The organism is Streptomyces sp. NPDC001443, from assembly GCF_053597355.1.
The window spans coordinates 1-24583 of sequence record NZ_JBSFIA010000056.1; the positions used below are offsets into that span (position 1 = coordinate 1).

Here is a 24583-nt window from a genome sequence, read left to right on the forward strand (position 1 = left end):
ACCTCTACACCCCCCCTGTTTGTAAACCTAACCCCCCCCCTTCCTCTGCGGCGCGCGGCCGGGCGTCCGCGCGGACGCCCGGCCGGTGTGCGGGGAGTGGCACCCGTGGAAGCCGCCGAGCCGGGGCGGGAGCCCCGCGCCCGCCCCGGCTCGGCGGGTGGATGAGCCGCTGCCCAGGGCTTAGCGTCGAAGGAGGGGAGTCCTCGGATCCGCCCACAGGGAGGACGATCATGGACATCAAGGGTTCGGTGGCCCTGGTGACGGGTGCCAATCGTGGAATCGGGCAGGCCTTCACACAGGCGCTGCGCGAGCACGGCGCCGCCAAGGTGTACGCCGGGGTCCGGGATCCGGAGACCGTCGGAGACTCGGAGCTGGTCCCGCTGCGTCTGGACGTCACCGACGAGGAACAGGTCGCCGCGGCCGCGGTGACCGCAGGGGACGTCGACATCGTCATCAACAACGCCGGGGTCGCCGGTGGCCCGTCCCTGCTGGAGGGAGCGTTCGACGGGGCGAGGCGCGAGATGGAGGTCAACTACTTCGGCACCTGGGCGGTCTCGCGTGCGTTCGCACCCGTACTGGCCGCCAACGGAGGCGGAGCGCTGGTCACCATGCTGTCCGTGGCCTCGTGGGTGGCCAACCGCAGGCTGCCGAGCTACGCGGCTTCCAAGTCCGCCCAGTGGTCACTGACGAACGCCTTCCGGCTGGCGCTGCGGGAGCAGGGCACGCTGGTGGTCGGCGTGCACGCCGGCTACGTCGACACCGATCTGGCGGCCTCCATCGACGCGCCGAAGATCAGCGCGGCCGACGTGGCCGAGCAGACCATGGCCGCGCTGCTCGACGACGAGGTCGAAGTACTGGTCGACGAGCGCACCCGCCGGGTACGCGCCGCGCTCTCGGGTGATCTGGCGACCCTGTACGCCGATCGGTGACGAGCCGGGACATCATCGTCCGCCGGTTCGAAGTCCTGGGAACCGGAGAAAAGTCGAGGTCAGGCGTTCGGGCATGGTGACGACCCCCCGGGGCGGTGGGGGGACAGCCCCCCAGGAAGTCTGCAACTGACCGGCTTCTGCCGGGGGGACGCCCCTCCCCAGACTCACTGCATGACAACTCTTCCCGATCTCACGGTCGCGACCACGACGTCCACGGTCCGCCGACGCGGGTCCGCCCCGGACGCGGGCAGCGACTTCGCCCGGCTGACGCAGCGCATCACCGAGGCGGGCCTGCTGCGAAGGCGCCCCGGCTACTACACGGTGCGGCTGGGCCTGGTGACCGGGCTGCTGGCGGCGGGCTGGACGACCTTCGTGGTGCTGGGCGACACCTGGTGGCAGTTGGCGGTCGCGGCCGTCATGGCCCTGCTCTTCGGGCAGGTCGCGCTCGTGGCCCACGACCTCGCACACCGGCAGGTGTTCCGACGGCGGCGGCCGAGCGAGATCTGGGGCCGGCTCTACGGCAACCTCGGTATCGGCATGAGTTACGGCTGGTGGATGAACAAGCACACCCGCCACCATGCCAACCCCAACCACGAGGAACTCGACCCCGATGTCGCCCCGGACATCCTGGTGTGGTCCACCGGGCAGGCCCGCAACAGCCGCGGTCTGGCCCGACTCGTCGGCGGTCACCAGGCGCTCCTGTTCTTTCCGCTGCTGACGCTCGAGGGCTTCAACCTGCATGTGTCGAGCATCCGGGCGCTGCGCTCGCCGTCCATGAAGAGCCGTCCGCTGGAGGGGAGTCTGCTGTTCCTGCACCTGGCGGCCTACCTGTCCGCGCTGTTCCTGGTGCTCCCGCCCGGCAAGGCGGTGGCGTTCCTCGCCCTGCACCAGTGCCTCTTCGGTGTGTACCTCGGCTGCACCTTCGCCCCGAACCACAAGGGCATGCCGACCTTCACCGGGGACGAGCGACCCGATTTCCTGCGCCGTCAGGTGCTCACCTCCCGCAACGTCCACGGCGGCCGGCTCACCGATGTGCTGCTCGGCGGGCTCAACTACCAGATCGAGCACCATCTGTTCCCCGCCATGCCTACCCCCCACCTGCGGCGCGCCCAGGTCGTCGTGCGCGCGTACTGCGCGGAGATCGGGGTCCCGTACCACGAGACCGGGCTGATCCAGTCCTACCGCGAGGCACTCACCCATCTGCACCGGGTGGGAGAGCCGATCAGGCGGCAGCGCAAGGCGGCCTGACGGCCGGACGCCCGCGCGGACTTCGCGGTCACCGACGGACGGCCGTGACCAGCCACGCCGCTGTCCGCATACGGACACCGGTCGCGTCTTCGTACGGAGCGAGGGCGGCGCGGAGCGCGGCCCGCACACGCTCGGCCCCGTCACCGTCGCCCGTGGGGCCGAGCAGTTCCACCAGATGCCGACCGGGCCCGGACCCCAGAAGGTGTCCGGCGGCGTCGCGGCCGAAGTCTCCGAGCGCGGTGACGGCTTCGGTGCGTACGTCGTCGAAGCCGGCCTGCCCGAGAACCTGTCGTACGACGTCCGGGTCGGCGAGCGAGAACATGCCCGGGCCGGAGAAGTCACCGAAGGGCCGCGGTGCGGAAGGCAGCGCCGCGCTCACGGCGCCGTACACCTGCGCCCACTCGCAGCGGGCCGGGTCCGCCATGCACACGAAGGCGAGCCGTCCACCGGGGCGCAGGGCGCGGGCGACGTTCCCGAACGCGGCGGCCGGATCCGCGAAGAACATCACCCCGAAGCGACTCACGGCGACATCGAACTCGGCCTCGGGCAAGGGGTGGACCTGGGCGTCGCCCTGCTCGAAGCCGATGTTGCCCAGGCCCTCCCGCGCGGCCAGCAGACGCGCCCGGTCGAGCATGGGCCCGGACAGGTCAAGGCCCAGGACCGATCCCCGGACAGCGGCGCGGGCGGCGAGCCGCGTGGTCTGGCCGGCCCCGCAGCCGACATCGAGCACGCGGTCCCCGGGGCCGATCCCGGCCGCGGTGAGCAGGGGTGCGTCGAACCCTTCGTTGACGGCGTTCCAGCGGTCGTGGTGGTCGCTCCAGTGCCGGCCCTCGTCGCCGTTCCAGGCCCTGGACTGCGCGGTGTTGACGAGCTCGTACATGGGATCGCTCCTGCCGGAGAGCTAGTATGGGCGAACGCTCATACCAAGGTATGAGCGTTCGCCCATACTGGCAAGTGCCGTCCCGGAGGAACCGATGTCACCACGCGGAGTAGCGATCCCCGACGTCCGGGAGCGGCTCTTCGCCGCGGCGGAGCGGGTACTGGCCAGGGAAGGCACGGCGGGCCTGACCAACCGGTCCGTCACGGAGGAGGCGGGCTGCGCGAAGGGGCTGCTCTACAACCACTTCGCGGACCTGGACGACTTCGTGACGCAGCTCGTCCTGGACCGGTTCGCGCGGGTCGCCGCGGAGGTGGGACCGCTGCCCGACCGGGCGGGCAGCGGCAGCGTGCACGACAACCTCACCGCCGCCGCACTTGCGATGCTCGGCACGAGCGGCCCCGCGATCGCCGCGGCCGCGCTCTCCCGCAACCAGGTCGCCCGGCGCGTGGCCCGGTCCTGGGCGGAGGGCACACCGGGACCCGGCGCGGTCGAGGACGCGATGACCCGCTACCTGGAGGCCGAACAGCGGCTGGGCCGAGTGGCCCCGGACGCCGACTGCCCCATGCTGGCCCTCGCCCTGACCGGCACGGTCCACCACCTGCTGATGCACCCGGGCCCGCAGTCGCAGGCCCCCGAACCACTGATCCGGCGGCTGGTCAAGGCCCTGGTGGCCAGTCAGGAGCAGGCGTAGCTGAAGGACGCCTCCGCCTCGATCGGCTCGGGCCGGTGCGCGATCCGCAGCTGTGCGGACCCCCGGAAGCTGCCGGGGCCGCGGACCGTCCAGCGGAGGTGCACGGTGACCCTGCGGTCGCCCCGGCGGGCCATGTGGACCAGCTCGCCGGAGTCCTGGCCGTCGCTGCGCAGCCAGTGGTACGTCACCGGACCGCCGCTGCCGTCCGTGGTCACGACGCCGACCAGATCGGCGGTCTGGCCGCAGTGCAACTGCCCGGCGGGCGCCCGGACTTCGACGGCGGTGACCGTCGGGGCCGGAGCCGGGCGCAGCAACAGCCAGAGCAGGACGGCCGCGGCGGTCAGGAAGGCCGTCGTGGCGATCCAGGCCCGCCGCCTTCGACGGTGGGGGCCGCTGCCCGGCGGTACGGGTGCGGTGTGCCACTGGGCGCGCAGGACGTCCTGGGCCTCCAGGGGGACGCCGGGGCCGAAGCGCAGCAGGATCTCGTCGTCGTCCTCGCCGGTCGAGGACGGAGCCGTCGCCTCGGCGGGCGTCGCCGTCGCCGTCGGGGATCCGGCGGGGGTGCGATTGCGTCTGCCGAGGAGGGTGGCCTGATCGTCCGCGGCGGGGGAGTGGGGCTGGTGCGGGGCGGAACGGGCGCGGCCGGGCATGGTGAGCTGCTCGTCCGCCACGACGTGCCTGGGCCTGACCACTTCCGGGACCACTTCATTGATACCGGCGTCTTCGGGACCTGAGTCTTCGGGACCTGAGTCTTCGGGACCTGAGTCTTCGGGACCTGAGTCTTCGGGACCTGAGACTTCGGGACCTGAGACTTCGGGACCTGAGACTTTGGGACCGGCGTCTTGGGGACCTGCGTCTTCGGTACCGGCCGCTGCGGCGCCGAGGGCTTCGCCTTCCGCTTCCTGAGGGTGTACACGCCGGATGTCCGCCTCCGCCGCGTCCCCCGTCGGAGCCGTGGTGATCTCCGGGGTCGCCGCGGCCACCGCCGCGCGGAGTTCCGTGCGCCGCAGGAAATCCGCCGGGAGCGCGGCGCGCCCGGCGACCAGTGCCGCACGGGCCGCCGCGAGCCCCTGGGAACCGGCGGTGGCGGAACACCGCGCGAACAGGGCGGACGCGGGGGTGCCAGGGGTCACCCAGGCCTCGTCGAGGGTGCGGCACAGGCCGGCCCAGGCCGCGATGTCCGCCTCGCGGCGCGCGGGGCCGGGCGCGTCGCCCAGCACCGTGCCCAGCGCGGCCTCGGCGAGCAGGGCGACCCCGTCCGGGGCGAGGACGACGGTGTCCGCGTCGAGGGCCCCGTGGGCGAGGCCGGCCGCGTGCAGGGCGAGCAGGCTCTGCGCGGTCTCGTTCAGGACACTGGCCGCGCTGCCCGCGTCGAGGCCCGTACCTCCGCGGGCCAGCAGGCCCGCGAGCGTCGGAGTCGGTGGTCGGGAGGTGATCAGCCACACCTCCCCGGCCTCCACGACCAGGTCGACCGTGCCGAGCACTCCGGGCAGCCGGAGCCTGGCGACGGCGAGCACGGCCGCCACGAGCCGTTCGCGCGTGCCCTCCGGCGCGAGCAGGGCACGGTCGATGCGCAGCGCGCCGAGCACCGGCTCGCCGGACCCGGCCGGGAGCAGCGCGTGCCAGGTGCCGTGGCGGGCGTCGCGCGACCGGCCCGACAGGGTTCGCCCGGCGACCGTGGTGGCTGTCGTCATGCCGATCCGTTCTCGCTCTCGTTCTCGCTCCGTACGGTGCTCAGCACGGCGGCGCGTCCAGGGAGGCCGTCTGCGGTCCGTTCGCGGCCGCCGGAGTGCTGGTGAGCGTGACCGTCCAGGTGCCCCGGCACGGGTGGTTGGCGAAGTCGGCCACGAAAGTCACGGGGTAGTGCGTGCCGCCGGACAGTTGCTGTGTCCGGTGGCCGTAGGGATCGGCGGGCGTGTCCACGTAGTAGTCGGCCGTGACGGTCACCGGCCCGGTGCCGGTCGTGTCGACGGTGACGTCGGCGACCAGCGTGCCGGGGGTCTGTCCCCGCTGCCAGGAGCCGATGGAGATGGTGATCGTGCCCGGCGTGGGAACGCGCGTGGGCGTGGCGGGGCCCGCGGTCGTCGGTGTGGGGGAATCCGTCGGCGCGGCGGTGCTCAGCGTGGGGGTGGGCGAGTCCGTCGGGCCGTCCGAGGGGGTCGCGGTCGGGGTGGTGTCGGCCGTGGGGGAGGCGTCGGACGCGGACGAGGAGGGCGAAGAGGGCGAAGAGGGCGACGGCGGCGGCGAGTCGAGCGCCGAGGGTACCGAACTGGCCACCGTCGTCGCCGTGTCGTGCGGGCGGGCCGCCACCGCCGTCGCCCCGCCCGCGACGACCACGAGCGCGGCCGCCCCGGCGGCGGCCTTCCAGCCGCCCCGCCTCAGCCGGTCGAGCAGGGTCAGCGCCCGGGCCGGGGCTTCGAGGGTCGCCGTCACGGTGAAGGGGAACAACAGGGCGAGCAGCGCCGTGAGTTCGGTGAGTCTGCGCCGTCCGCGCTCCTCCCAGCCGGCGCCGTACCCCTCGGTGGCGGATCGCTCCAGGTCGGCGAGGAACGCCTCGATGCCGGGCCGGTCCGCCGGGTCCTTGGCCAGCCCCCGGCGCAGCAGCCCGCGTACGGGGGCGGGTACGTCGTCCAGGGGGACGGGGGCCCGCAGGTGCTGGAGGCGCAGCGCGGTCACGTCGTCGCCGGTGAACGGGCGGCGCCCGGTCAGGCACTCGTGGAACACGGCCGCCGCGGCGTACACGTCGCCTGCCGGTCCCGCCGGTTCGCCCTGCCACTGCTCGGGCGCCATGTAGGCGGGCGTGCCGGCGGCCTCGGCCTCGCGCCCGGTGCGCACGGCGATGCCGAAGTCGGCCAGCGCGCTGGTGCCGTCGGCGCGGACCAGCACGTTCTCGGGCTTGTAGTCGCGGTGGACCACTCCGGCCGTGTGGGCCGCGCCGAGGCCCAGCAGCGAGCCCTTGAGCAGGACCAGGGCGGCCTCGGGACCCGTCGCCCCGTGCCGGCGCAGCAGTCGGCGGAGACTGACGCCGTCCACCGCCTCCATCACGATGGCGGCACCGCCGCGCGCCTCGACGTACTCGTACAGCCGGACCACGCACGGGTGTCGCAACTCGCCGAGCAGCCGGGCCTCCGCGCGGAAGCGGGCCAGGAACTCCCGGTCGGTGCGCAGGTGTTCGCCGAGGTACTTGATCGCCACGGGTATCCCGGTCGCGGTGTGCCGGGCCAGTACGACCCGCCCGCCGCCGCCCTCGCCGAGCGTACGCACCTCCGCGTAACCGGGGACGGCCCAGGGGCCGGGTCTGCGGGTGGCCTCGTTCATGCCGTCCCCTCCACGGCCGCGCCCGTCGCCTGAGCCGGTGCCGTACCCCGCGCGTCACGTCGGCGCCGTACCCGGCGGGCCAGCCACCGCACCGGCGCCGACCACACCGGGAAGGCCACCAGGGCGACCACGACGACCTCGATCGCCGTGGTCCACGCCGGGGACAGCCACCCGTCCAGCAGGTCGCCGATCCGGGAGCGCCAGGCCAGCAGGGCGAGGACGAGGAAGCCGTACGTGCCGACGACGACCGCGAGTCCGTACGCGGCCATGCCCGCCTGCCGCGGCCCGGGCCGGACGCCCGCGCGCAGGTCCTGCCAGAGCCCCTTGCGGAAGTACGCGCTCGCCTCCTCGCGCAGCCGCGGCACCCGCAGCGCGTCGGTGAGGGCCTGGTAACCGTCCAGCGGCATCAGCGGGTTGAAGTTGTAGAGCGTGTTCAGGTACAGCCCGAAGGCCAGTTGGAAGAGGACGGCCGAGGCCGCGCCAGAGGGCAGGAAGGCCGCCCCGGCCGCACACCAGCCGGCCAGCGCCGCCGTCGACAGCGGCCCGGACAGCGCGACGACGACGCGTGACCGGCGGGTGCCGAACCACATGTCGCTGGTGTCCACGAACGCGAACGGCATGCCCATCATGAGCAGGAAGCCGCCGCGCCTGACCTTGCGGCCGTACGACTTCACGGCCAGGGCGTGCGTCAACTCGTGGACGACGAGGGCGGATATGTAGCCGGCGGCGAGCAGCACCGGGCCCCGGACGCCCGCGCCGCCGAAGTCCAGCAGGCGCTGGCGCCCCTGCGCGGCGAAGAACGCGGCAAGCCCGCCGATCACCGACAGCCAGACCAGCGTCACGCCGGTCCGGGTGAAGAACCGCCAGCCGAAGGCCTGGTAGAGGCGGGCGACGGCGCGGTCGAGGCCGGGGACCGAGACCTCCAGCTTCAGCAGCGCCCGGTACACGGCGTGTCCCACGCGCCGCCAGCCGGTCCGCTCCACCTGCTCGGGGCGGCCGGGCAGACCTCGCAGCAGTCCCGCGTCCGCGAACGCGGCGAGCGCGGCCTCGATGCGCGGCAGGGCGAGTTCGCCGAAGCGGTCGGCATACGCGAACAGCAGGTCCCGTACGGTGTTCTCGCCGTCGACGGCGTGCCAGAGGAAGACCTCGCGCTCGTCCAGCTCCAGATACCTGCCGGTGCGGGTGCTGTTGAGCACCCAGCGGGCCTCGCCGCGGTCGGTGGGCAGCTGCTTGAGCGCCCAGCCGGAGCGGCGGCGGGGTCGCGCGGTGAGCGGGCCGTTCGCCTCGGCAGCCGCCTCTTCCTGTGCTGCGATGGGGAGTTGGGTGAGCTGGGTGCCGACGACCTGGGTGCGCTGACCGATGTGGGCGTCGCGGGGCTGCTCGAACACCAGGCGTACGTCGCCGACGGACAGCTCGGTGCCGTCGGCGAGTCGGGCGGTGCCGCCGTGCAGATCGACGCCCGCGACGGCCGTTCCGTTGAACGAGTCCAGGTCCTCGATCCGGAAGCCGGACTCGGTGCGCACGATCCGGGCGTGACGGCGCGAGACGCTGGCGTCGGACAGGACGACGTCGCTGTCCGAGCCCCGGCCCAGCGTGGTGACCGGGCCGGTGAGCGGGACGAGCAGGGCGGGGTCGTCGAGGCCGCGCAGCTGAGGCGCGGCGTACGACGCCGGTGCCGCGCCGCGGCGGAGTGTGCCGCAGTGCAGGCAGTACGGGAAGTCGCGCCGCACATGGACGCGGCAGACGTGGCAGAGCATGCGTCGGCTCAGCCCGCGCCGGATCCGCTGATGAACGTTCCGTCGGTGAAGCCGCCGTCGGTGTCGGGTGCGGAGGGGGAGAGGTGGGTGGAGATGTTGCCGAGACCGGGGGCGCTCACGCCGCCGCGCATGCGCTCGGTGCCGTCGGCCAGGCCCGCGCGGCCACCGCGACCGCCCTCGCCGTCGCCGCCGGGTTCTCCGCCGCTGCCGGGGCGCCGACCGGTGTTCTCCTGGCTGCCGCCGCCGTTGCCGTCGCCGCCGCCGGGTTCTCCGCCGCCGCCGGGGCGCCGACCGGTGTTCTCCTGGTCGCCGCCGCCACTGCCGCCTTCGCCGCCGGGTTCCCCGCCGCCGGAGCCGCCGTCGTGACCGTGACCGCCGCCCTCTTCGCCGCCCCCGCCTTCGCCGCCGGAACCCCCGCCGTCACCGCCACCGTCACCGCCGTGACCGGAGCCACCGTCACCGCTGCCGCCACCGCCCTCACCGCCACCGGAGCCGCCGCCTTCACCGCCGCCGCTGCCGCCGCCTTCACCGCCGCCGGGCCGGCGTCCGGTGTTCTCCTGGTCGCCGCCGCCACCGCCGCTGTCGCCGCCGCCCTCACCGCCGCCGCTGTCCCCACCACCATCGCCGCCGTCACCGCGGTCGTAGATACCGCCGTGTCCGAAGTGACCGACGTCGCCGCCGCCCTCGCCACCGCCGTGACCGCCGAGGCCACCGAACCCGCCGAGGCCGCCTCCGGATCCGGTACCCCCGTCACCGGAGCCACCGCCGAACCCGCCGCCGCCCTCGCCACCGAAGCCACCGCCGAAGCCACCGCCGAACCCGCCGTCGGCACCACCGGCACCGAAGCCACCGTCACCGGACCCGCCGTCGGCACCACCCGTACCGAAGCCCCCGTCACCGAACCCGCCGAAGTCGCCCAAGCCGCCGTCGGGACCCCCACCGGCATGACCTCCGAGCCCGCCGAGGTCCGACCCGGCCTCGTGCCCGAAGCTTCCGAACCCCCCGGCGGCGCCGAACTCACCGGATCCGCCGTTTACGTCGACCGGCGAATTCTGGGCCAGCGCACCGCCGAGCAGGCTCTGGGCGCCGGTGGCGGAGACGTCGAAGCCGTCCGTGCCCGCGTGGCCGTCGGCGGGAAGCGGCAGGTCGGTCGTGTGCTCGACGGAGGTCTGATCCGCCGACACATGGTCGACCGGGACATGCGGAACGTCATGGTGGGCCAGCGCGTGTGCGGCGCTCCCGAAGAACAGGGACGACTTGGACAACCGCGGGTCGAGTGCGGCCGGTCCCTCGACGGAGCCGGACTCGACGCGCAGGGCGCGGAGCTCGCCGACCTGCGCGGGGGTCAGACCGAGTCTTCGGGCCACCTCCTCGGTGTCACCGTCGAGTCCGGCCCTGAAGGCCGGGTCGACGGCAAGACGGGTCATGGCATCGCGAAAGGCGTTGTCGGTCATGTCCTCGGGTCTCCGTGGGTCTGCGTACGCTGCGGTCCGGTCCCGGCGGAGCTGAGGATCCCCCTGGCCGGCGGCAACTGCCTTTTCCAGCCATCCCCACCGATGTTGCAGGGACGGTTATAAGGGCCATGGCATGACCAGCGCAAGGCCAGGAGCAGGGAACTCCGGCGAATATGCCTCCGGAAGAGTCGGTCACCTCGACCGCGCACCGTTCGGATACGGCCATCGGTGAGGTCTACTCGCGGGCGGCGGCGACGCGTACGGGTGCCTCGCGCGTGGCCGACAGCGTCACCATCGCGCTCGTGAAGGCGATGACGAGCAGGGAGCCGAGGGCCACGACGGCGGTCAGCGCGGCCGGTACGGCGACGACGTGCGTGCCGAGGGTGCGGGCGGTGGCGGCGGCGATGCCCGTCACCGTGCCGGTCACGACCAGTCCGCCGAGGAGCAGGCCGACGGCCGTGATCGTGAGGGACTCCAGCAAGGTCATCCGTACCAGCTGCCCTCGGGTCAGACCGGTCAGGCGCAGCGCGGCGAACTCGCGCCGGCGCTCGCTCCCTGCCATGACCACCGCGTTGACGACGGCGATCACCGCGTAGAGGCCGGACAGACCCATCAGGATCGCCAGGAGTCCGACGTCGGTCTGCTGCTGCGCGGCCGACCGGGACGCGGCCCAGTCGGCGATCGTGGTGGCCGTCCCGATGCCGCGTCGCCGGACCGTCGCGGCCACCCGCGCCGGGTCGGTGCCCGGGGTCAGCTTGACGACGACCTGGGCGGGCGCCGAGGCCAGCAGGGAGGCGGGCAGCGCGTCACGGGGCACCAGGAACTGCTCGCTGGTGGAGAGCAGTTCGGGCAGGACGGCGACCAGTCGGAGCCGGATCGTGCGGTTTCCCAGGTCGGCTGTCGCGAAGCGGCCCGGTGCGAAGCGGTGCTGTCCGTCCTCGCTCGCCGCGAAGGTCGCACCCCTGAGCGAGGACAGGCTGCCGTGCACCGGCCGGTAGCGGTGGGTGCGCAGGAACTTCTCCGGGTCCACCGCGACGATGCCCGCGCTCCAGGTGGCCGTCACCGTCTTGCGGCTGCCGGTGTTGGTGGTCACCACCCGCATGGACAGCACGGTCGGCACCGTGATCTCCGGGGACGCCACGGCAACTCCCGGGACCGAGGCGACCTCGTCCGCGTTCGCCCCGGTGGTCTCGACGACCAGGTCGCCGTCGGTGAGCTGCTCCTGCTGGATGCCGGTGGCCCGCGCGACGGCGGACATGGTGCAGGACAGACCGAGCAGCAGGGCGACGAGTACGACGAGCGGTGCGGCGGTGGTGGCGCTGCTCCGGACCGACCGCCGCACGTTGGCCTCGGCGACGGTGCCGAGGGTGCCGCGACGCAATGCCGTCCCGATCAGCAGGCCGACCAGCGGAACCAGCAGCGGGCTCAGCAGGCTCAGCGCCACGCCCCCCACGATCGCGAGTCCCAGCGACAGCGCGAGGGCCGGCCCGAGCCCCGCGAACGGGGTGGCGGCCAGCAGAGCGATCGCACCGGCCAGCAGGACAAGCCCGTAGAACCAGCGGGAGAGGGTCATGACCCGGGTCGCGGAGTCGTCCTCCCGCAGCGCCTCCAGCGGACGCACCCGTGCCGCGCGCCGGGACGCCGAGAGCACCCCCGTCAGCGCGACCAGCAGTCCTGCGCCGACGGCCACGACGACGGTCCAGGGCACCAGCCGGGCGGAGAACCCCGCGGGCAGGAAGTCCACCTCGGCGAGCAGCCCGGTCTGAAGGTCCACCGCGGGCAGACCGAGCGGCACCCCGGCCGCGGAGCCGGCGACCCCGAGCAGTACGGCCTCACCGAGAAGCAGCCGGTACACCTGACCGCGCCGTGCGCCCACCAGTCGGAGCAGGGCCAGTTCACGTCGCCGCTGTGCCACGGTGAAGGCGAACGTGGCACCGACGATGAAGATCGCGAGGAACGCCGAGAGGACGGCGGACATCGCCATCACCGTCGCGGCGGCGTCGTAGCGGTCGCGCAACCGAGCGGTGGCCAGGGCCGACAGGCCGTGGGGCACCGGACCCTCGGCCGCGGCCACCGTGATGGTCAGGGAGGACTCCATCAGCGCCACGCCCATCGCCACACTCACCATGGCGCCGAGGAAGAGCGGCCACCGGTCGCGGAAGGTACGGAGCGACAGGCCGAACAGGACTCAGCCCTCCAGCCGTGCGAGCCGGTCGGCGACGGCACGCGCCGAGGGCCGTACGGCGTGGTCCACGACCTGTCCGTCGGACAGGAAGACGACCCGGTCGGCACGGGCCGCGGCGACCGGGTCGTGGGTGACCATCACGATGCTCTGCCCGGAGTCCGTCATGCCGCGCATGAGGTCGAGGACGGCGCGCGCGGTCCTGGAGTCCAGGGCTCCGGTCGGCTCGTCGGCGAACAGGACCGCCGGGCGGGTCACCATCGCCCGGGCCACGGCGACGCGTTGCTGCTGGCCGCCGGAGAGCTCGGAGGGCCGGTGCCTCGCTCGGTCGCCCAGTCCCACCCCGGTCAGAACACGCCGTACGTCGGGTCGGGAGACCCGCGCGCCGGAGAGCTTCGACGGCAGGGCGACGTTCTGCTCCGCGGTCAGTGACGCGACCATGTTGAAGTTCTGGAAGACGAACCCGATCCGGCCCCGCCGCAGGTCGGTCAGGGCTCTTTCCGACGCGTGGGTGATGTCCTCGCCCTCGAGGAACACCTGCCCCTCGTCCACGCTCTCCAGGCCGGCCGCGCAGTGCAGCAGCGTCGACTTGCCCGATCCCGAGGGGCCCATCACCGCGGTCCAGGATCCGTCGGGGAAACCGAGAGTCACCGAGTCCAAGGCGCGCACCCTGGCGCGCTTTCCGTAGGTCTTCACGACGTTCCTCAACTCGACCGCCGCCGGCCCGGACACAGCCGTGGGCAGGTCGTTCCGCTTCGCCATGTCCGGCAGTGCAGCACGGGGCCGAGGACAGCCTCAAGGGCGCTGGAGCCGGGAGCGGGAAAGACACCAGCCAGGTACCCGAGGCGGGGTGGAGGTAGCTCTACCCGCGGGTGTCCGCCCAGCCCCGTCCGGGTGGCGGCAGCGCCGCGGGGTGCGGCCGCGGCCGCTTGTCGGGCGGGTCGGCTCCCGACGGTTCTCAGGCGGGTCGGCCCCGGTCCAGATACGCCAGCACGGCGAGCACCCGGCGGTTGACGTCGGCCGTCGGTGGCAGGTCGAGCTTGGCGAAGATGCTCCGTACGTGCTTGCTCACGGCTCCCTCCGTCACCACGATGGCCTCGGCGACGGACGCGTTGGAGCGGCCCTCGGCGATCAGCCCCAGGACCTCCAGCTCGCGTGGCGACAGCCGGTCCAGCGGGTCGCCGCGCTGCCGCATCAGCTCGCGCACCACGTCGGGATCGATCACGGTGCCCCCGTCGACCACCCGGCGCAGGACACCGGCGAACTCCGCGACGTCGACGATCCGGTCCTTCAGCAGATAGCCCACCCGGCTGCCGTCACCGGAGCCGAGCAACTGGGCCGCGTACTCCTGGCGCACGTACTGACTGAGCGCGACGACGGGCAGTTCCGGGTGTCGTCGGCGCGCCCTGACGACGGTCCGCAGGCCGTCGTCGGTGAAGTCCGGCGGCATCCGGATGTCGGTCACCACCAGGCCGGGCCGGTGCTCGGACACCGCCCGCGCAAGCGCCGTGGCGTCCCCGACCGCGTCGACGACCTCGAACCGGAACCGGGTGAGGAGATCCCGCAGCCCCTCCCGCAGCAGGACACCGTCCTCGGCCAGGACTACGCGGACGACGGGCGGTAATGCCACGGCAACTCCACTCGTACGACGGTGGGCCCGCCCTCGGGACTGGACAGCCACATTCTGCCGTCCACCGCGGCGATCCGGTCGGCGAGACCGGCAAGACCGCTCCCCGCGGCGGGATCGGCTCCGCCGGTGCCGTCGTCGCGTATCTCCAGACGCAGGGTGTCGCCCTGCCGCTGCACGGTCACGAAGGCCCTGGTGGCCCCACTGTGCCTGTCGACGTTGGTCAGCGCCTCGGACACCGAGAAGTAGGCCGCCGACTCCACCTGGGTCGCGGGCCGGCCGCTCAGCGCACACTCAAGGGCGACGGGCACGCTGCAACGCTGTGCGAGCTCCCGCAGCGCGGCGCGCAGCCCGAGGTCGGTGAGGACGCGCGGGTAGATGCCGCGCACCAGTTCACGCAACTCGGCCATCAGCTGCTTGGCCTGCTCGTGCGCGTCGGCGACGGCGGCGGCGGCCGGCGAGTCGGGCGGCAGGTCGAGGCGGGCGATGCCGAGCCGCAGGGTCAGACCGACCAGGCGCTGCTGCGTCCCGTCGTGCAGGTCGCGTTCGATGCGGCGCCGCTCCGCCTCGAACCCGTCGACCAGCCGGGCACGCGAACGCGTCACCTCGACCAGCTCGGTCCGCCAGCGGTGCTCGGGCCGCTTCGACAGCAGTGCGCGGGCCAGCGATCCCTGGGCCGCCGCCAGGGCGCACAGCAGCCGGGGTGTCCAGGGCACCAGTGCCAGGCCCACCAGGGAGAACGGGATGGCCGGACCGGCGGAGGTGAGGGTGACGACGCCGAGCGAGACGGAGCCGTCGGCGGACCACAGCAGGACCGGACCGACGATCGCGGTCCCGACGAGCAGCATCAGGGTGAACACCGTGCCCAGCACCGCCGGGACCACGGTGAGCAGCAGCAGGCCGTACGACACCTCGAGCCAGGTGGCCGACTCGCCGCAGCGGTCGCGCAACCAGGACAGTGGCCCGCGGCCGGAGAGCGGGCGGTGCCCGGACAACGCGGGACGGGCGTCCACCAGCCGCAGCCGGTGACGTTCCAGGCGTCCCAGCGGTACGGCCACCAGCGGCCCGACGACCACCGTCAGCGCCGCCGTGGCGAGTGCGGTCACGGCCACCGCGGGCAGCCAGGCCGTGACTTCCCCGGACGACCGGTTCTGGAGCCACCCCACCAGGAGCACGGTCGGCACGCCCAGCGCGCCCAGCGGCACCGCGAGCGCCGTCGGTACCACCGTGCCTGCCAGATAGCCCACCGACCGCCCCAGCCGGCGCGACAGCGGAAGGCGCCGGCCCGCCAGGGCCTGCCCCACCGGCCGTGCCGCGCCACGACCACGATCCTCCGGTGCGCTCACGCCGACACCCCCTCAGGGGCGGGTGGCAGTGCCGGGGCGACCCGCGTTCGGGGCCCTGCCGGGCATGACGTCCGACGGGCCGGCACCTGGCACCGGGCCGGGGCGCATGACGCGTCGCCTTCGCGTCTCGACCGAGACGCCGTGTGCGTCGCCTTCCGGCCCGTGGCCGGAGCAGGGGTGAACTCCCGCGCGAGCGAAGCGCGTTCCCGCCGGAAGGGCGCATGGCACGGTGGCCGACGGGTGCGGCTGCCGTCATGAACGGCCGGCGGCACGTGGTCAGCCGGTCGCATCGGTCTCACCCAGCCTGCGCTCGATCTGCCTGCGCGATGTGATGCCGAGCTTGCGGAACACTCTGCTCATATGGAACTCGACGGTCGAGGTGGTGACGAACAGCTGACCGGCGATCTCCGCGTTGGTCAGCCCCGACGCGGCCAGTAACGCCACATGACGTTCCTGCGGGGTGAGGTCGAACCGGGTGTCGGCCGTTCGTCTGCGTGCCGTCTCCCCGGTGGCCAGCAGTTCCGCCTTGGCCCGCTCGGCGAACGGCACGGCTCCCCAGGACTCGAAGGACTCGAACGCCGACCGGAGTTGGACCCTGGCGTCGGCACGACGCCTGCGACGGCGCAGCCACTCGCCGAACAGCAGGCGCGACCACGCCAGGTCCACCGCCACCGGGACCTTCTCCAGCCGCGCGATCGACTCCTGGTACAGCCGCTCGGCCTCGTCGCCCTCGGCCATCAGTGCTCGGCAGCGGGCGAGCAGTCCCAGCGCCCACGGGGTCGCGGCCAACGAAGCGCGCTCCTCCATGCGTTCCATGGCCATGACGGCGGCCTCGGGAGCACCGGCCCGCAGTGCGGCCTCGACCATTCCGGCGAGATTGATGTCGCCCAGGGTCACGGGGTGGTCGGCGAACATGGCGAGCTGGACGTCGAGTGCTTCCCGGTAGTGCCGGCGACCGATCTCGAAGATGCTCAGGGCCTGGCCGGCCCACCGGTACGTCACCCCCGTCCCGTGACTGTCGGACATCGCGCGCATCGCTGCGACCGCTGCCCGCAGTTCCGCTTCCCGGCCGGTCCAGGCGTACAGCAGGGCCTTGTGGAAGTCTCCCGACCCGAAGTACCCCGTCGCGTTCATGTAGTCGTCCGACTCGATGAAGCAGCTTTCGGCGGCGGCGAACCGGCCGTTCCAGATCTCCACCTTGGCGAGGGCGAGCAGGGCCAGACTGAGCCCGTACAGCGCCCCGCGGGCGCGGCCCGCCGCCACCAGCTTCTCCAGGATCTCCCGCTTGGCCTCGATGTCCCACACCTCGTCGCCCGCGATGCTGACCATGACGCTGAACGCGTCCTGTTCGTGCAACTCGTCGGCGGCGCGCAAGCGCGCAAGGGCCTCGACCAGGGCCGGGGCTCCCGCCGCGTAGCCATGGGCGATCGAGCGCGCCAGCGCCGCCATCAGCGGATCGGGGCTCCCGGCCGGCAGCTCCGCTTCGTGCCAGGCGTCGGCAGCGGCCTTCGCCACTTCGTGGGGCGTCGTCCCGGTGATCATCCGACCGCCGATGATCGCGGCCTGCATCGCCTCGCGCAGCAGGTCCCAGCGGGCCGCCGGATCGGTGGTGGTGAGTTCGGCCACCGCGTCCAGCAGCATCGCGGGCACATCGCGCGGGCGCGCGCGGAGCATCTCGACGGACGCCCGCAGCCGAGTGGCCCGAACCCGGGCCGCCGGTCCGCTCAGGCGCGGAGTGGCGAGTTCGAGCAGCGCCTGGACCGCCGCCAGATTGCCGGACGTCAGGTGTGCCGCTGCCGCGTCGAGATACCGCTCGGCCCGCTTGCCGGGGTGCGCGGTCAGCTCCGCCGCCCGCGTGAGGACCAGGGCCTGTTCGGAGTATCCGCCACGGGCCTGGGCCAGTTCCGAGGCGGCTTCGAGCTCCTCGGCCACGCTGTCGTCAGGGCCGTCGGACGCTTCCGCCAGATGCCAGGCCCGGCGCTCGGGGGCGCTCGTGGCGGCGAGTGCCGCCTGGACCCTGCGCAGTTCGTCGGCGGCCGCGGCCGAGTGGACCGCGGAACGGATCAGCGGATGGCGGAATTCGGCGGTGGTGCCGCGGTGGAGTATCCCCGCGGCGACGGCGGGTGCGGCGGACCGGATCGACAGCCCCAGAGCGCCCGCGGCGCGCCACAGCGCCGCCAGGTCGTCCGTCGGCGTCATGGCCATGAGCAGCAGCAGGGTCTGGGTGTCGGCGGGCAGCAGCGCCGCCGTGCGCCGGAAGTGTTCCTCCAGCTGCCGGTTGACCGGCAGCGGCTCCGGCAGCGGGGCGACCCCGGCCAGCTGTTCCGCGCCCAGGTTCACCGCCAGTTCCAGGAGCGCGAGCGGGTTGCCTCCGGTGCCGGCGACGAGCTGCTCGGCGACCGCCCGGTTCAGGTGCCCGGTCACCCCGGCGCTCAGCAGGGCCCTGGCCTCGTGGCCGGCGAGCCCCTCCAGCCGGAGCGTGGGCAGGTCGCCGAAGACATCGGGGTCGCCGGTGCCCTCACGCCCGGCGAACAGCAGCCCGAGGCAGTCCGCGTACAGGCGCCGGCCCACGAACGCCAGGGTCTCCGCCGACTCGCGGTCCAGCCACTGCACATCGTCGACCAGGCAGAGCATCGGCGCCGCCGTGGCCGCGTCCGAGAGCAGCGTCAGCGCGGCCAGCCCGACCAGATGGCGGTCGGACGGGGGAGCGTCGGTGAGCCCGAACGCCGCGTTCAGGGCGTCGCATTGGCGCTGCGGCAGGGTCGGCAGCCGGCCCAGGTAGGGGCGCAGGAGCCGGTGCAGGGCTCCGTGGCTCAGCCGGGTCTCGGTCTCCACACCGACCAGCCTGACGACCGTCAGGTCCTGGGCGGACTCGGCCGCGTAGCGCAGCAGCCGGGATTTGCCGACGCCCGCGTCGCCGTTGAGCACCAGGACGGCGCTGAAGCCGTCACGGACCGATGCGAGCAGCCTTCCGATCGCCTCACGCTCCGCGAGCCGGCCGACCATCGGCGGCCCGGGCGCAGGGGGAACGTCGGACCACACCATGGGAAACCCTTTCGTGGCGTTGTGACCGGCTCAGGCGCGGGCGCGCCCGAGGACCGGGCGGGCGTCACGTGGGGGTCGTGGCGGCAGGGTCGGGGCGGTCGGTGGCGAACGGCCGGGTCGCGACGGTCGGTTCTGCCGCTCGCACGCGGTGCGTCGCGGGCTGTTCCGCCTTGCGGGACCGCTCGGGACCGCTCCCATGGGGCCTTGCCGTGCGATGCGGCGTACGACGACACGGGCGACCCTCCCGGATCGGGGCCTGTTTGTCGGCCTGTGACAGCTTGCACCCTGGGCAGTCGGGCGGCGGCTGTCTTTCCCCAATGCGCACCGGCGTCGTCCTGATCGTGCACTCGCCCTGGACCTCGGGCCGGAGTCCTCGTGCCCGCACGTCACGTGCGCCGATACCTCAGGACAGCGCGTGGCATCTTCGGATCTACCTCTTGGCTTCAATCCAAGGATCGACACCTTGGGTTCATGCCAAGCAATGAGAAGCCTCGCCTCATCCCGACCGGCAAGTGCTGGTGCGGCTGCGGGAAGGACGTCGGCCTGGGCAAGTTCTTCGCCGCCGGCCACGACAAGATCGCCGAAGCGGCGCTCATGGCCCTCAAGTACGACGGGTCTGTCGCTCAGCTGCTCCACGCCCACGGCTTCGGCTCGCACCATTCCGTCCGCCACGCCGCCGTCACCGATCCGGACTGCTCGTGGGAGAAGTGCGCCGACTGCAACTACAGCGGCGCCCCTGCCGGCATCGCCAACCACCGCAAGAAGGATCACCTCGACCGGCATGTCCTCGCCCAGGCGATTCGCGCCCTCGGCGGCACCTGGGATCCGCGGCGTGCCATCAAGGCTCTGGGGGACCACGGCCACACGTGGGAGGACCGACGGGCAGCGGAGAAACGGGTCCGGGAGATCCTGCGCGACCTGTGCGCGGACGGGCTCATCGTCAAGACCGACCCTCAACGGGCCGTCTACGCCCTCGTCCAGGAGTAGAGCCGGGGACGCGACGGCACCCGACAGGCACAGATCGCCCGGCAGGGAGGCATGGCCCGCGGCTCTGGGGCGTCGACGGGCCATGCCTCGATCAGCGGTCGTACGGCTGGTCAGCCGGGGTTCGGGAGGGCGTGGAGCCGGTCCAGGGCGGTGCGGACGCGGGCCTCGGCCCGGGCCCGCCGGCGGCGGCGCAGTCCGAGGGCGGCCATCGCCTCGCCCGCCGTCGTTCCGACGGCCCGGGGCGGCCGGGAGCTCAGCGACCGGGCTCCAGATTCTGCTGCCGCAGCCAGGTGAGTACGGTGTCGGCGACCTCGCGCCAGCCTCCGTCGATCGTCAGGGAGTGCCCCCGGTCGGGGAAGCCGATGATGTCGGTGACGGCCTCGGAGTGCCGGTACTGCTTGAGGGTGGCCCGGGTGACCGTCTCGGGCACCGTGTGGTCCTTGCCGCCGGAGACGAGCAGCAGCGGACCCCGTCCACTGTTGTCCGTGGCGACCTTCGCCGGCGAGTGAGGGTCGAAGTTGGCGGAGGCGGCCTCGTACAGCGGCTTGCCCGGCGCCGGGATGGTCCAGCGCTCGTACAGCGCCGTCGATTCCTCCTCCTCGACGGCATTGCCGAACGCGAACCGGAACTGCTCCGCGGTCAGGGAGACCGACCGGTGCTTGTTGGCCGGGTTCCTGAAGACCGGGAACGTCGCCCGCAGCGCGGACAGCGGCAGCGGCAGTACGCCCTTGATCTGCGCGGCGTCGATCGCGACCGCCGCGGCGGCGCGGTCCTGGCCGAGCAGCTTCTGCGCGATCATCCCGCCGAACGAGTGGCCGATCAGGACGGGTCGCTCGGGCAGGTCCGCGATCAGGGCCGCGTAGTGCTCGACCACGTCGTCGATGCCGTGGCCGGCGATGCTCTCGGGGTTCTGGCGAGCCTCCTCGACGGTGTCGGGGTCGCCGGGCCATCCGGGGGCGGACGGGCTGTAGCCCTGCTCGGCGAACAGGTCGATCCACGGCTGCCAGGAGCTGCTGTGCAGCCAGAGTCCGTGGATGAAGACCACGGGACGCGTGACGGTCATGACGGTGCCCTCTCGCTTGGACGTACCGAGCCGGTGGTGCACACGAAACCGGGAACCCCGGTGCACTCGCACCGGGGTCACACCCCAGTCGTTCGGGTCCGGGCGGCTACGACTGGTCCGGGTCCAGGGTGCCGTCGAACTCGAACACCGGGTTGGGCACGTCCTTCTGGGTCTTCTTGTCGGTGATGGTCGCCAACCCGATGATCTTGGACGGGCCGCCGGCGACGTACGTGGAGTCGGCCCTGATCTGCACTTCGAACTTGCCGATCTGCACCTGATGGTCGTCGTCGTTGAAGGAGACCATGCAGATCCAGTCGGTGCCGGGGCCGACGTCGGCGACCTTGGGGCCGCCGCGGTCGCAGGACGCCGAGGCGTCCACTCCGGAGGCGGTGATACCGGGGATCCCGAGTATGGCCGCCTGCTGGACGTACAGGTTCGCGAACCTGGGGGCCGGCGCCTGCTCCACGCGGGCTCTGGTGATGTCGGGTGTACCGGCTGCGGTGGACACGGCCACGGCGGCGATCGCCGCCGCGAGAACCGGGCCGCGTACGAGAAGTCGGGTGCGGATCACGGTTCAGCCTCCGGTGATGTCGCTGCGGCGCAGCGAGAAGTAGGCCAATGCCAGGCATACGGCGGTCCAGCCGACGCTGACCGCCAGGCCGGAGGTGAGCGGGCCGTAGAAGGGGTCTGCGCATCCGGCGCGGGCTCGGTGAGCATGAAGAACAGCGCTTCCGAGGGGGTCTCGTCGAGACTCAGGGCGCGCAGGGCGATCCCGGCCTTGACGATGTCGACGATCAGGGCGTCGATGTCCTCCTGCGGTCCCCGTACGGCGAGGCCGTCGTCGGTGCGGGCGACCTCGAGACCGCAGGCCCGGACGAGCGCCTCGGCGGCGGTGTCGTCGGTGGTGGAGATGCGGTGGGCCTGGACGGGTGCCTGTTCGCGCAGCGCGGCGATCGAGCCGTGGTAGGCGACCGTTCCGCGGCGCATGACGGTGACGTCGTCGCAGATCTGCTCGACCTCGCCCATGTCGTGACTGCTCAGCAGTACGGTCAGACCGCTGTCGGCGAGGCGCTTGACCAGGGCTCGCATGTCGCGGATACCGGCCGGGTCGAGTCCGTTGGCGGGCTCGTCCAGGACGAGGAGCTTCGGGTCGCGGACGAGGGACGCGGCGACGCCGAGACGCTGGCGCATATCGAAGGAGTAGCCGCTCACCTTGTCCCGCATGCGGTCGGTGAGGTCCACGATGTCGAGGACCTCGTCGATCCGGCCGGGTGCCGCACCGCCGTCGAGTCCGGCGAGGAGTTCCAGGTTCCGTCGACCGCTGAGACCGGGATGGAACTTCGGGCTCTCGATGAACCCGGCCACGCCGTCGAGCACGGCGACACCGTACTTGTCCCACGAGCGCCCGAAGACCTCCAGGGTGCCGCTGTCGGGGCGGATCAGTCCGAGCAGCATCCGGAGAAACGTCGTCTTGCCCGCGCCGTTCGGGCCGGGAAGACCATGGACCTCGCCCTCGGCGACCTTGATGGAGATCTGGTCCACCGCGGTCAACGAGCCGAAATTCTTTGTTGGTTCGGCGGCATCGACCGCCAGCACTTCGCTCATGGAGTCGGACCTTGGAGACGGCGCATGAAGCAACCATGAAGCCCGTCGGCGGCGTCCCCGCGCTCGGCCGGACGAGCGGGGCGCCGACTCGGCGCGGAAGCCGTCCCCGGCGGCGCGACCGGCCGGTGCTGCCGCCCGTTCACCCGGGTTCAGCGGCGTGACCTGCTGTCTTGCGGACAGCGGGGATCAGGTCCGCGAGCCGTTCGAGTTGGTCGCGCTGGGAGCGCAGGTCCAGGGCGGCGAGCCGGACGACGATGTGCCGGGCGCCCGCGGCGGCGTACCGGTTCAGGCCCTTGAGTACGTGGTCGGCGGAGCCGGTGACCACGGCCTGGATCCGTTCCAGCTCCGCCGGCGGCATGCCGTACGTGGCCCGCGCGTAGGCGTCCAGCGCCCGCCGTCCGCTCTCGGCGTCGTCGTCGATCCGTACCGAGACGAACAGCGCGGGGGTGATGTCCTCGGCCGCCCGCCCGGCGTCGACGGCCGTCCGACGGACCTGACGAAGGCCGGACGCGTAGTCGGCGGGGTCGGGCGGGTAGGGCAGCCATCCGTCGTACGACCGGCCGGTGCGGGCCAGCGCCGCGGGGGTCGCGCCGCCGAGCCAGACGGGCGGGCCGCCGGCCCGGTACGGCCTGGTCGTGGGCGGGATGTCGTCGAAGCGGAGGATCTCGCCGTGGAAGGACCCGGCACCGTCCCACAGCGCCCGCCACAGTGCGACGGTCTCGTCCAGGCGGGCGAAGCGCCCTTGCCACGGCAGTTCGGACAGCGCGTAGAGGGGCCGCCCGAAACGGCCGGGGAACCCCGCGCCGACGGTCACGGTGAGCCGGCCACCGGACAGCAGGTCGATCGACGCCAGTGACTGCGCGGCCTGGACCGGCCGCCGCAGGAACGGCATCAGCGCGGCCGTACCCAGCGTCACGGCCTCGGTCGCCGGAGCGAGCGCGGCCAGCATCGTGAGTGCCTCGATGCGCGGGCTGATCAGGGAGTCGTTGACGAAGAGCGAGGAGAGGCCCAGGCGTTCGGCCTGTCGGCCGAAGGCGACCAGCTCGCGCGGGTCGTCGGCCGTGCCCCACTGGGCGGTTGAGGTCGGAAGAAGTACACCGATGTCCATGGAGGCGATGTTCACGTCGGGTGCGACCGGCGACAATTCCCTGCGGGGAATGGCCCGGAGCCCTCCGCCGCCGGTACAACGGGCCGGTGAACTTCCCCCGTGCGCTTCGCGAACGCCGCACCCGCCGTCATCTCAGCCAGCTCGACCTGGCGCTGCGGGCGGGCACCACCCAGCGCCATCTCAGCTTCATCGAGTCCGGCAGGTCCGTCCCCGGCCGCAGCATGGTCGTGCGCCTGGCCGAGTCGCTGGAACTGCCGCTGCGGGAGCGCAACGAACTGCTGCTGGCAGCGGGGTACGCACCCGCCTACCCCGAGAGCTCACTCGACGACCCCGCGCTGGCGCCCGTGCGCACGGCGATCGACCACATCCTGCGCGGGCACCTGCCGTATCCGGCGCTGGTGGTGGACCACGGCGGCGGTCTGATCGCCGCGAACACCGCGTTCGACCTGATCACCGAGGGAGCGGCGCCCGAGCTGGTCGGCCCGGGCACGAACATCTACCGGCTCGCCCTGCATCCCGAGGGGCTGGCTCCCCGCATCCGCAATCTCGACGAATGGGCCCGCCACATCCTGGTCCGCCTCGGCCACCTGGAGGAGTTGCGTGCCGAACTCAGCTCGTACGTCCCCGAGTCGGACCCGTCCGCCGGGCTGCTCGGTTTCGCCGTCCCGCTCCGCCTGATGTCCTCGTACGGTGAGCTGCGCCTGATGACGACCGTGACCACCTTCGCCACCGCCGTCGACGTGACACTCGCCGAGCTGAAGCTGGAGGCGTTCCTGCCGGCCGACGCGGCGACAGCCGAGGCACTCGCGGCTGCCGCCGGGTCGAGGCTTGCGGCCCCCGGACCGGAGGGCGTCGCGGCCGGGCCGGCGGGCGTCGCTGCCGTCGCGGATCAGCCGCCCGGGAACATGTAGTCGGTCTTGATCCGTCCGTGGTCGTCGAGTACGAGCATGACCAGGCCGCCCCCGAGGACGTCGCCGGTCTCGGTGGAGACCGTCTGCCAGCCGAACTTGACCACGTCGTCGAGGCGTACCGCGTCGGCGCGGGATCGGAAGGTGAACCCCTCCTTCTCGACGAACTGTTCGTAGCTTCGCGTCACCCGGGCCTCGATGGCGTCGTACCCCTGAGCCTCCAACGTGCTGTGCGCGAAGCCGAGTTCCGAGGCAAGCTGCCTGATCCCCGCCGGTGGGTGAAGGACGTGTCTGCCGTCCTCGGCCCACAACCGCTCGATGGCCGCACGTCGTTCGGCGGCGTCGGCCAGTGTCCATCGGGTCATGTAGCGGTCGGCCAGGTGCTGCGGGTCGATCTCGATCACGTGAATCTCCTTGCCGGGCAGGTCACTTGGG

Annotated in this window: 20 protein-coding genes; 6 read left to right on the forward strand and 14 right to left on the reverse strand. The window is 72.9% G+C overall.

Going from position 1 to position 24583, the window contains the following annotated elements; translation table 11 throughout:
* The first annotated feature begins 230 nt into the window (after window positions 1-230).
* Complete coding sequence (locus tag ACWC24_RS37705) at window positions 231-929, forward strand: SDR family oxidoreductase (RefSeq protein WP_450667425.1); 699 nt, start codon at window positions 231-233, stop codon at window positions 927-929.
* A gap of 171 nt (window positions 930-1100) precedes the next feature.
* Window positions 1101-2177 (forward strand): fatty acid desaturase family protein, encoded by a 1077-nt coding sequence (locus tag ACWC24_RS37710; RefSeq protein ID WP_450667426.1) that lies wholly within the window; start codon window positions 1101-1103, stop codon window positions 2175-2177.
* Window positions 2178-2205: 28 nt separating this feature from the next.
* Here the strand turns inward: ACWC24_RS37710 and ACWC24_RS37715 are convergent, their stop codons facing one another.
* Window positions 2206-3057, reverse strand: a complete 852-nt coding sequence (locus tag ACWC24_RS37715; protein WP_450667427.1) for a class I SAM-dependent methyltransferase — start codon at window positions 3055-3057, stop codon at window positions 2206-2208.
* 94 nt (window positions 3058-3151) lie between these two features.
* On the opposite strand from ACWC24_RS37715, the gene ACWC24_RS37720 reads away from it, so the two are divergent.
* Entirely contained in the window at window positions 3152-3748 is a 597-nt protein-coding gene (locus tag ACWC24_RS37720; protein WP_450667428.1) for a TetR/AcrR family transcriptional regulator, read from the forward strand.
* On the opposite strand, the gene ACWC24_RS37725 is transcribed toward ACWC24_RS37720, so the two are convergent.
* Genes ACWC24_RS37725 through ACWC24_RS37735 form a run of 3 tightly spaced genes read right to left on the reverse strand, consistent with a single transcriptional unit; the run spans window position 3733 to window position 8823 of the window.
* Window positions 3733-5442 (reverse strand): hypothetical protein, encoded by a 1710-nt coding sequence (locus ACWC24_RS37725; RefSeq protein ID WP_450667429.1) that lies wholly within the window; start codon window positions 5440-5442, stop codon window positions 3733-3735. The two genes, ACWC24_RS37720 and ACWC24_RS37725, sit on opposite strands and share 16 nt — an antisense overlap.
* Before the next feature lie 40 nt (window positions 5443-5482).
* Window positions 5483-7066, reverse strand: coding sequence for a serine/threonine-protein kinase (locus ACWC24_RS37730; protein WP_450667430.1), 1584 nt, complete (start codon window positions 7064-7066; stop codon window positions 5483-5485).
* On the reverse strand, window positions 7063-8823 hold the full coding sequence (locus tag ACWC24_RS37735; RefSeq protein ID WP_450667431.1) for an FHA domain-containing protein: 1761 nt from the start codon (window positions 8821-8823) through the stop codon (window positions 7063-7065). The genes ACWC24_RS37730 and ACWC24_RS37735 overlap by 4 nt, the downstream gene beginning before the upstream one ends.
* Before the next feature lie 83 nt (window positions 8824-8906).
* Here ACWC24_RS37735 and ACWC24_RS37740 point away from each other — a divergent pair, with 83 nt between their 5' ends.
* Complete coding sequence (locus tag ACWC24_RS37740; RefSeq protein WP_450667432.1) at window positions 8907-10400, forward strand: hypothetical protein; 1494 nt, start codon at window positions 8907-8909, stop codon at window positions 10398-10400.
* A gap of 112 nt (window positions 10401-10512) precedes the next feature.
* Here the strand turns inward: ACWC24_RS37740 and ACWC24_RS37745 are convergent, their stop codons facing one another.
* The 5 genes from ACWC24_RS37745 to ACWC24_RS37765 all read right to left on the reverse strand — a co-directional run bounded on the left by ACWC24_RS37745 (window position 10513) and on the right by ACWC24_RS37765 (window position 18477).
* Window positions 10513-12405 carry an FtsX-like permease family protein gene (locus ACWC24_RS37745; RefSeq protein ID WP_450667433.1) on the reverse strand — a complete coding sequence of 631 codons (1893 nt, stop codon included), beginning with the start codon at window positions 12403-12405 and terminating at the stop codon, window positions 10513-10515.
* Window positions 12406-12465: 60 nt separating this feature from the next.
* Window positions 12466-13221: an ABC transporter ATP-binding protein gene (locus ACWC24_RS37750; RefSeq protein WP_450667434.1), complete on the reverse strand. Its 756-nt coding sequence runs from the start codon at window positions 13219-13221 to the stop codon at window positions 12466-12468.
* A gap of 196 nt (window positions 13222-13417) precedes the next feature.
* Complete coding sequence (locus tag ACWC24_RS37755) at window positions 13418-14089, reverse strand: response regulator (RefSeq protein ID WP_450667435.1); 672 nt, start codon at window positions 14087-14089, stop codon at window positions 13418-13420.
* A complete protein-coding gene (locus tag ACWC24_RS37760) occupies window positions 14062-15432 on the reverse strand; it encodes a sensor histidine kinase (protein WP_450667436.1) in 1371 nt (456 codons plus the stop codon). Before ACWC24_RS37760 ends, ACWC24_RS37755 begins: the two co-directional genes overlap by 28 nt.
* A gap of 276 nt (window positions 15433-15708) precedes the next feature.
* Window positions 15709-18477, reverse strand: a complete 2769-nt coding sequence (locus tag ACWC24_RS37765) for a LuxR C-terminal-related transcriptional regulator (protein ID WP_450667437.1) — start codon at window positions 18475-18477, stop codon at window positions 15709-15711.
* 471 nt (window positions 18478-18948) lie between these two features.
* On the opposite strand from ACWC24_RS37765, the gene ACWC24_RS37770 reads away from it, so the two are divergent.
* Window positions 18949-19464 carry a hypothetical protein gene (locus ACWC24_RS37770; protein ID WP_450667438.1) on the forward strand — a complete coding sequence of 172 codons (516 nt, stop codon included), beginning with the start codon at window positions 18949-18951 and terminating at the stop codon, window positions 19462-19464.
* Window positions 19465-19717: 253 nt separating this feature from the next.
* On the opposite strand, the gene ACWC24_RS37775 is transcribed toward ACWC24_RS37770, so the two are convergent.
* The 4 genes from ACWC24_RS37775 to ACWC24_RS37790 form a co-directional block, all read right to left on the reverse strand.
* Window positions 19718-20527, reverse strand: coding sequence for an alpha/beta hydrolase (locus tag ACWC24_RS37775; RefSeq protein ID WP_450667439.1), 810 nt, complete (start codon window positions 20525-20527; stop codon window positions 19718-19720).
* Between the two features lie 106 nt (window positions 20528-20633).
* On the reverse strand, window positions 20634-21098 hold the full coding sequence (locus tag ACWC24_RS37780; protein WP_450667440.1) for a hypothetical protein: 465 nt from the start codon (window positions 21096-21098) through the stop codon (window positions 20634-20636).
* Complete coding sequence (locus tag ACWC24_RS37785) at window positions 21095-22132, reverse strand: ABC transporter ATP-binding protein (protein WP_450667441.1); 1038 nt, start codon at window positions 22130-22132, stop codon at window positions 21095-21097. The genes ACWC24_RS37780 and ACWC24_RS37785 overlap by 4 nt, the downstream gene beginning before the upstream one ends.
* Window positions 22133-22271: 139 nt before the next feature.
* The gene (locus tag ACWC24_RS37790) at window positions 22272-23240 is read right to left on the reverse strand and encodes an LLM class flavin-dependent oxidoreductase (protein ID WP_450667442.1); all 969 of its coding nucleotides are present in this window, start codon (window positions 23238-23240) and stop codon (window positions 22272-22274) included.
* 86 nt (window positions 23241-23326) lie between these two features.
* Between ACWC24_RS37790 and ACWC24_RS37795 the strand changes: the two genes are divergently transcribed.
* Complete coding sequence (locus ACWC24_RS37795; RefSeq protein WP_450667443.1) at window positions 23327-24151, forward strand: helix-turn-helix domain-containing protein; 825 nt, start codon at window positions 23327-23329, stop codon at window positions 24149-24151.
* On the opposite strand, the gene ACWC24_RS37800 is transcribed toward ACWC24_RS37795, so the two are convergent.
* Window positions 24130-24552 (reverse strand): hypothetical protein, encoded by a 423-nt coding sequence (locus ACWC24_RS37800; protein ID WP_450667444.1) that lies wholly within the window; start codon window positions 24550-24552, stop codon window positions 24130-24132. The genes ACWC24_RS37795 and ACWC24_RS37800 overlap by 22 nt on opposite strands.
* Between the last annotated feature and the right edge of the window lie 31 nt (window positions 24553-24583).

Excerpts from the sequence above, each read along its gene's own strand:
- ACWC24_RS37705 (WP_450667425.1), top strand. The coding sequence starts at position 231 with ATGGACATCAAGGGTTCGGTGGCCCTGGTGACGGGTGCCAATCGTGGA.
- ACWC24_RS37710 (WP_450667426.1), top strand. The coding sequence starts at position 1,101 with ATGACAACTCTTCCCGATCTCACGGTCGCGACCACGACGTCCACGGTC.
- ACWC24_RS37715 (WP_450667427.1), bottom strand. The coding sequence starts at position 3,057 with ATGTACGAGCTCGTCAACACCGCGCAGTCCAGGGCCTGGAACGGCGAC.
- ACWC24_RS37720 (WP_450667428.1), top strand. The coding sequence starts at position 3,152 with ATGTCACCACGCGGAGTAGCGATCCCCGACGTCCGGGAGCGGCTCTTC.
- ACWC24_RS37725 (WP_450667429.1), bottom strand. The coding sequence starts at position 5,442 with ATGACGACAGCCACCACGGTCGCCGGGCGAACCCTGTCGGGCCGGTCG.
- ACWC24_RS37730 (WP_450667430.1), bottom strand. The coding sequence starts at position 7,066 with ATGAACGAGGCCACCCGCAGACCCGGCCCCTGGGCCGTCCCCGGTTAC.
- ACWC24_RS37735 (WP_450667431.1), bottom strand. The coding sequence starts at position 8,823 with ATGCTCTGCCACGTCTGCCGCGTCCATGTGCGGCGCGACTTCCCGTAC.
- ACWC24_RS37745 (WP_450667433.1), bottom strand. The coding sequence starts at position 12,405 with ATGGTGAGTGTGGCGATGGGCGTGGCGCTGATGGAGTCCTCCCTGACC.
- ACWC24_RS37750 (WP_450667434.1), bottom strand. The coding sequence starts at position 13,221 with ATGGCGAAGCGGAACGACCTGCCCACGGCTGTGTCCGGGCCGGCGGCG.
- ACWC24_RS37765 (WP_450667437.1), bottom strand. The coding sequence starts at position 18,477 with ATGGTGTGGTCCGACGTTCCCCCTGCGCCCGGGCCGCCGATGGTCGGC.
- ACWC24_RS37770 (WP_450667438.1), top strand. The coding sequence starts at position 18,949 with ATGCCAAGCAATGAGAAGCCTCGCCTCATCCCGACCGGCAAGTGCTGG.
- ACWC24_RS37775 (WP_450667439.1), bottom strand. The coding sequence starts at position 20,527 with ATGACCGTCACGCGTCCCGTGGTCTTCATCCACGGACTCTGGCTGCAC.
- ACWC24_RS37785 (WP_450667441.1), bottom strand. The coding sequence starts at position 22,132 with ATGAGCGAAGTGCTGGCGGTCGATGCCGCCGAACCAACAAAGAATTTC.
- ACWC24_RS37790 (WP_450667442.1), bottom strand. The coding sequence starts at position 23,240 with ATGGACATCGGTGTACTTCTTCCGACCTCAACCGCCCAGTGGGGCACG.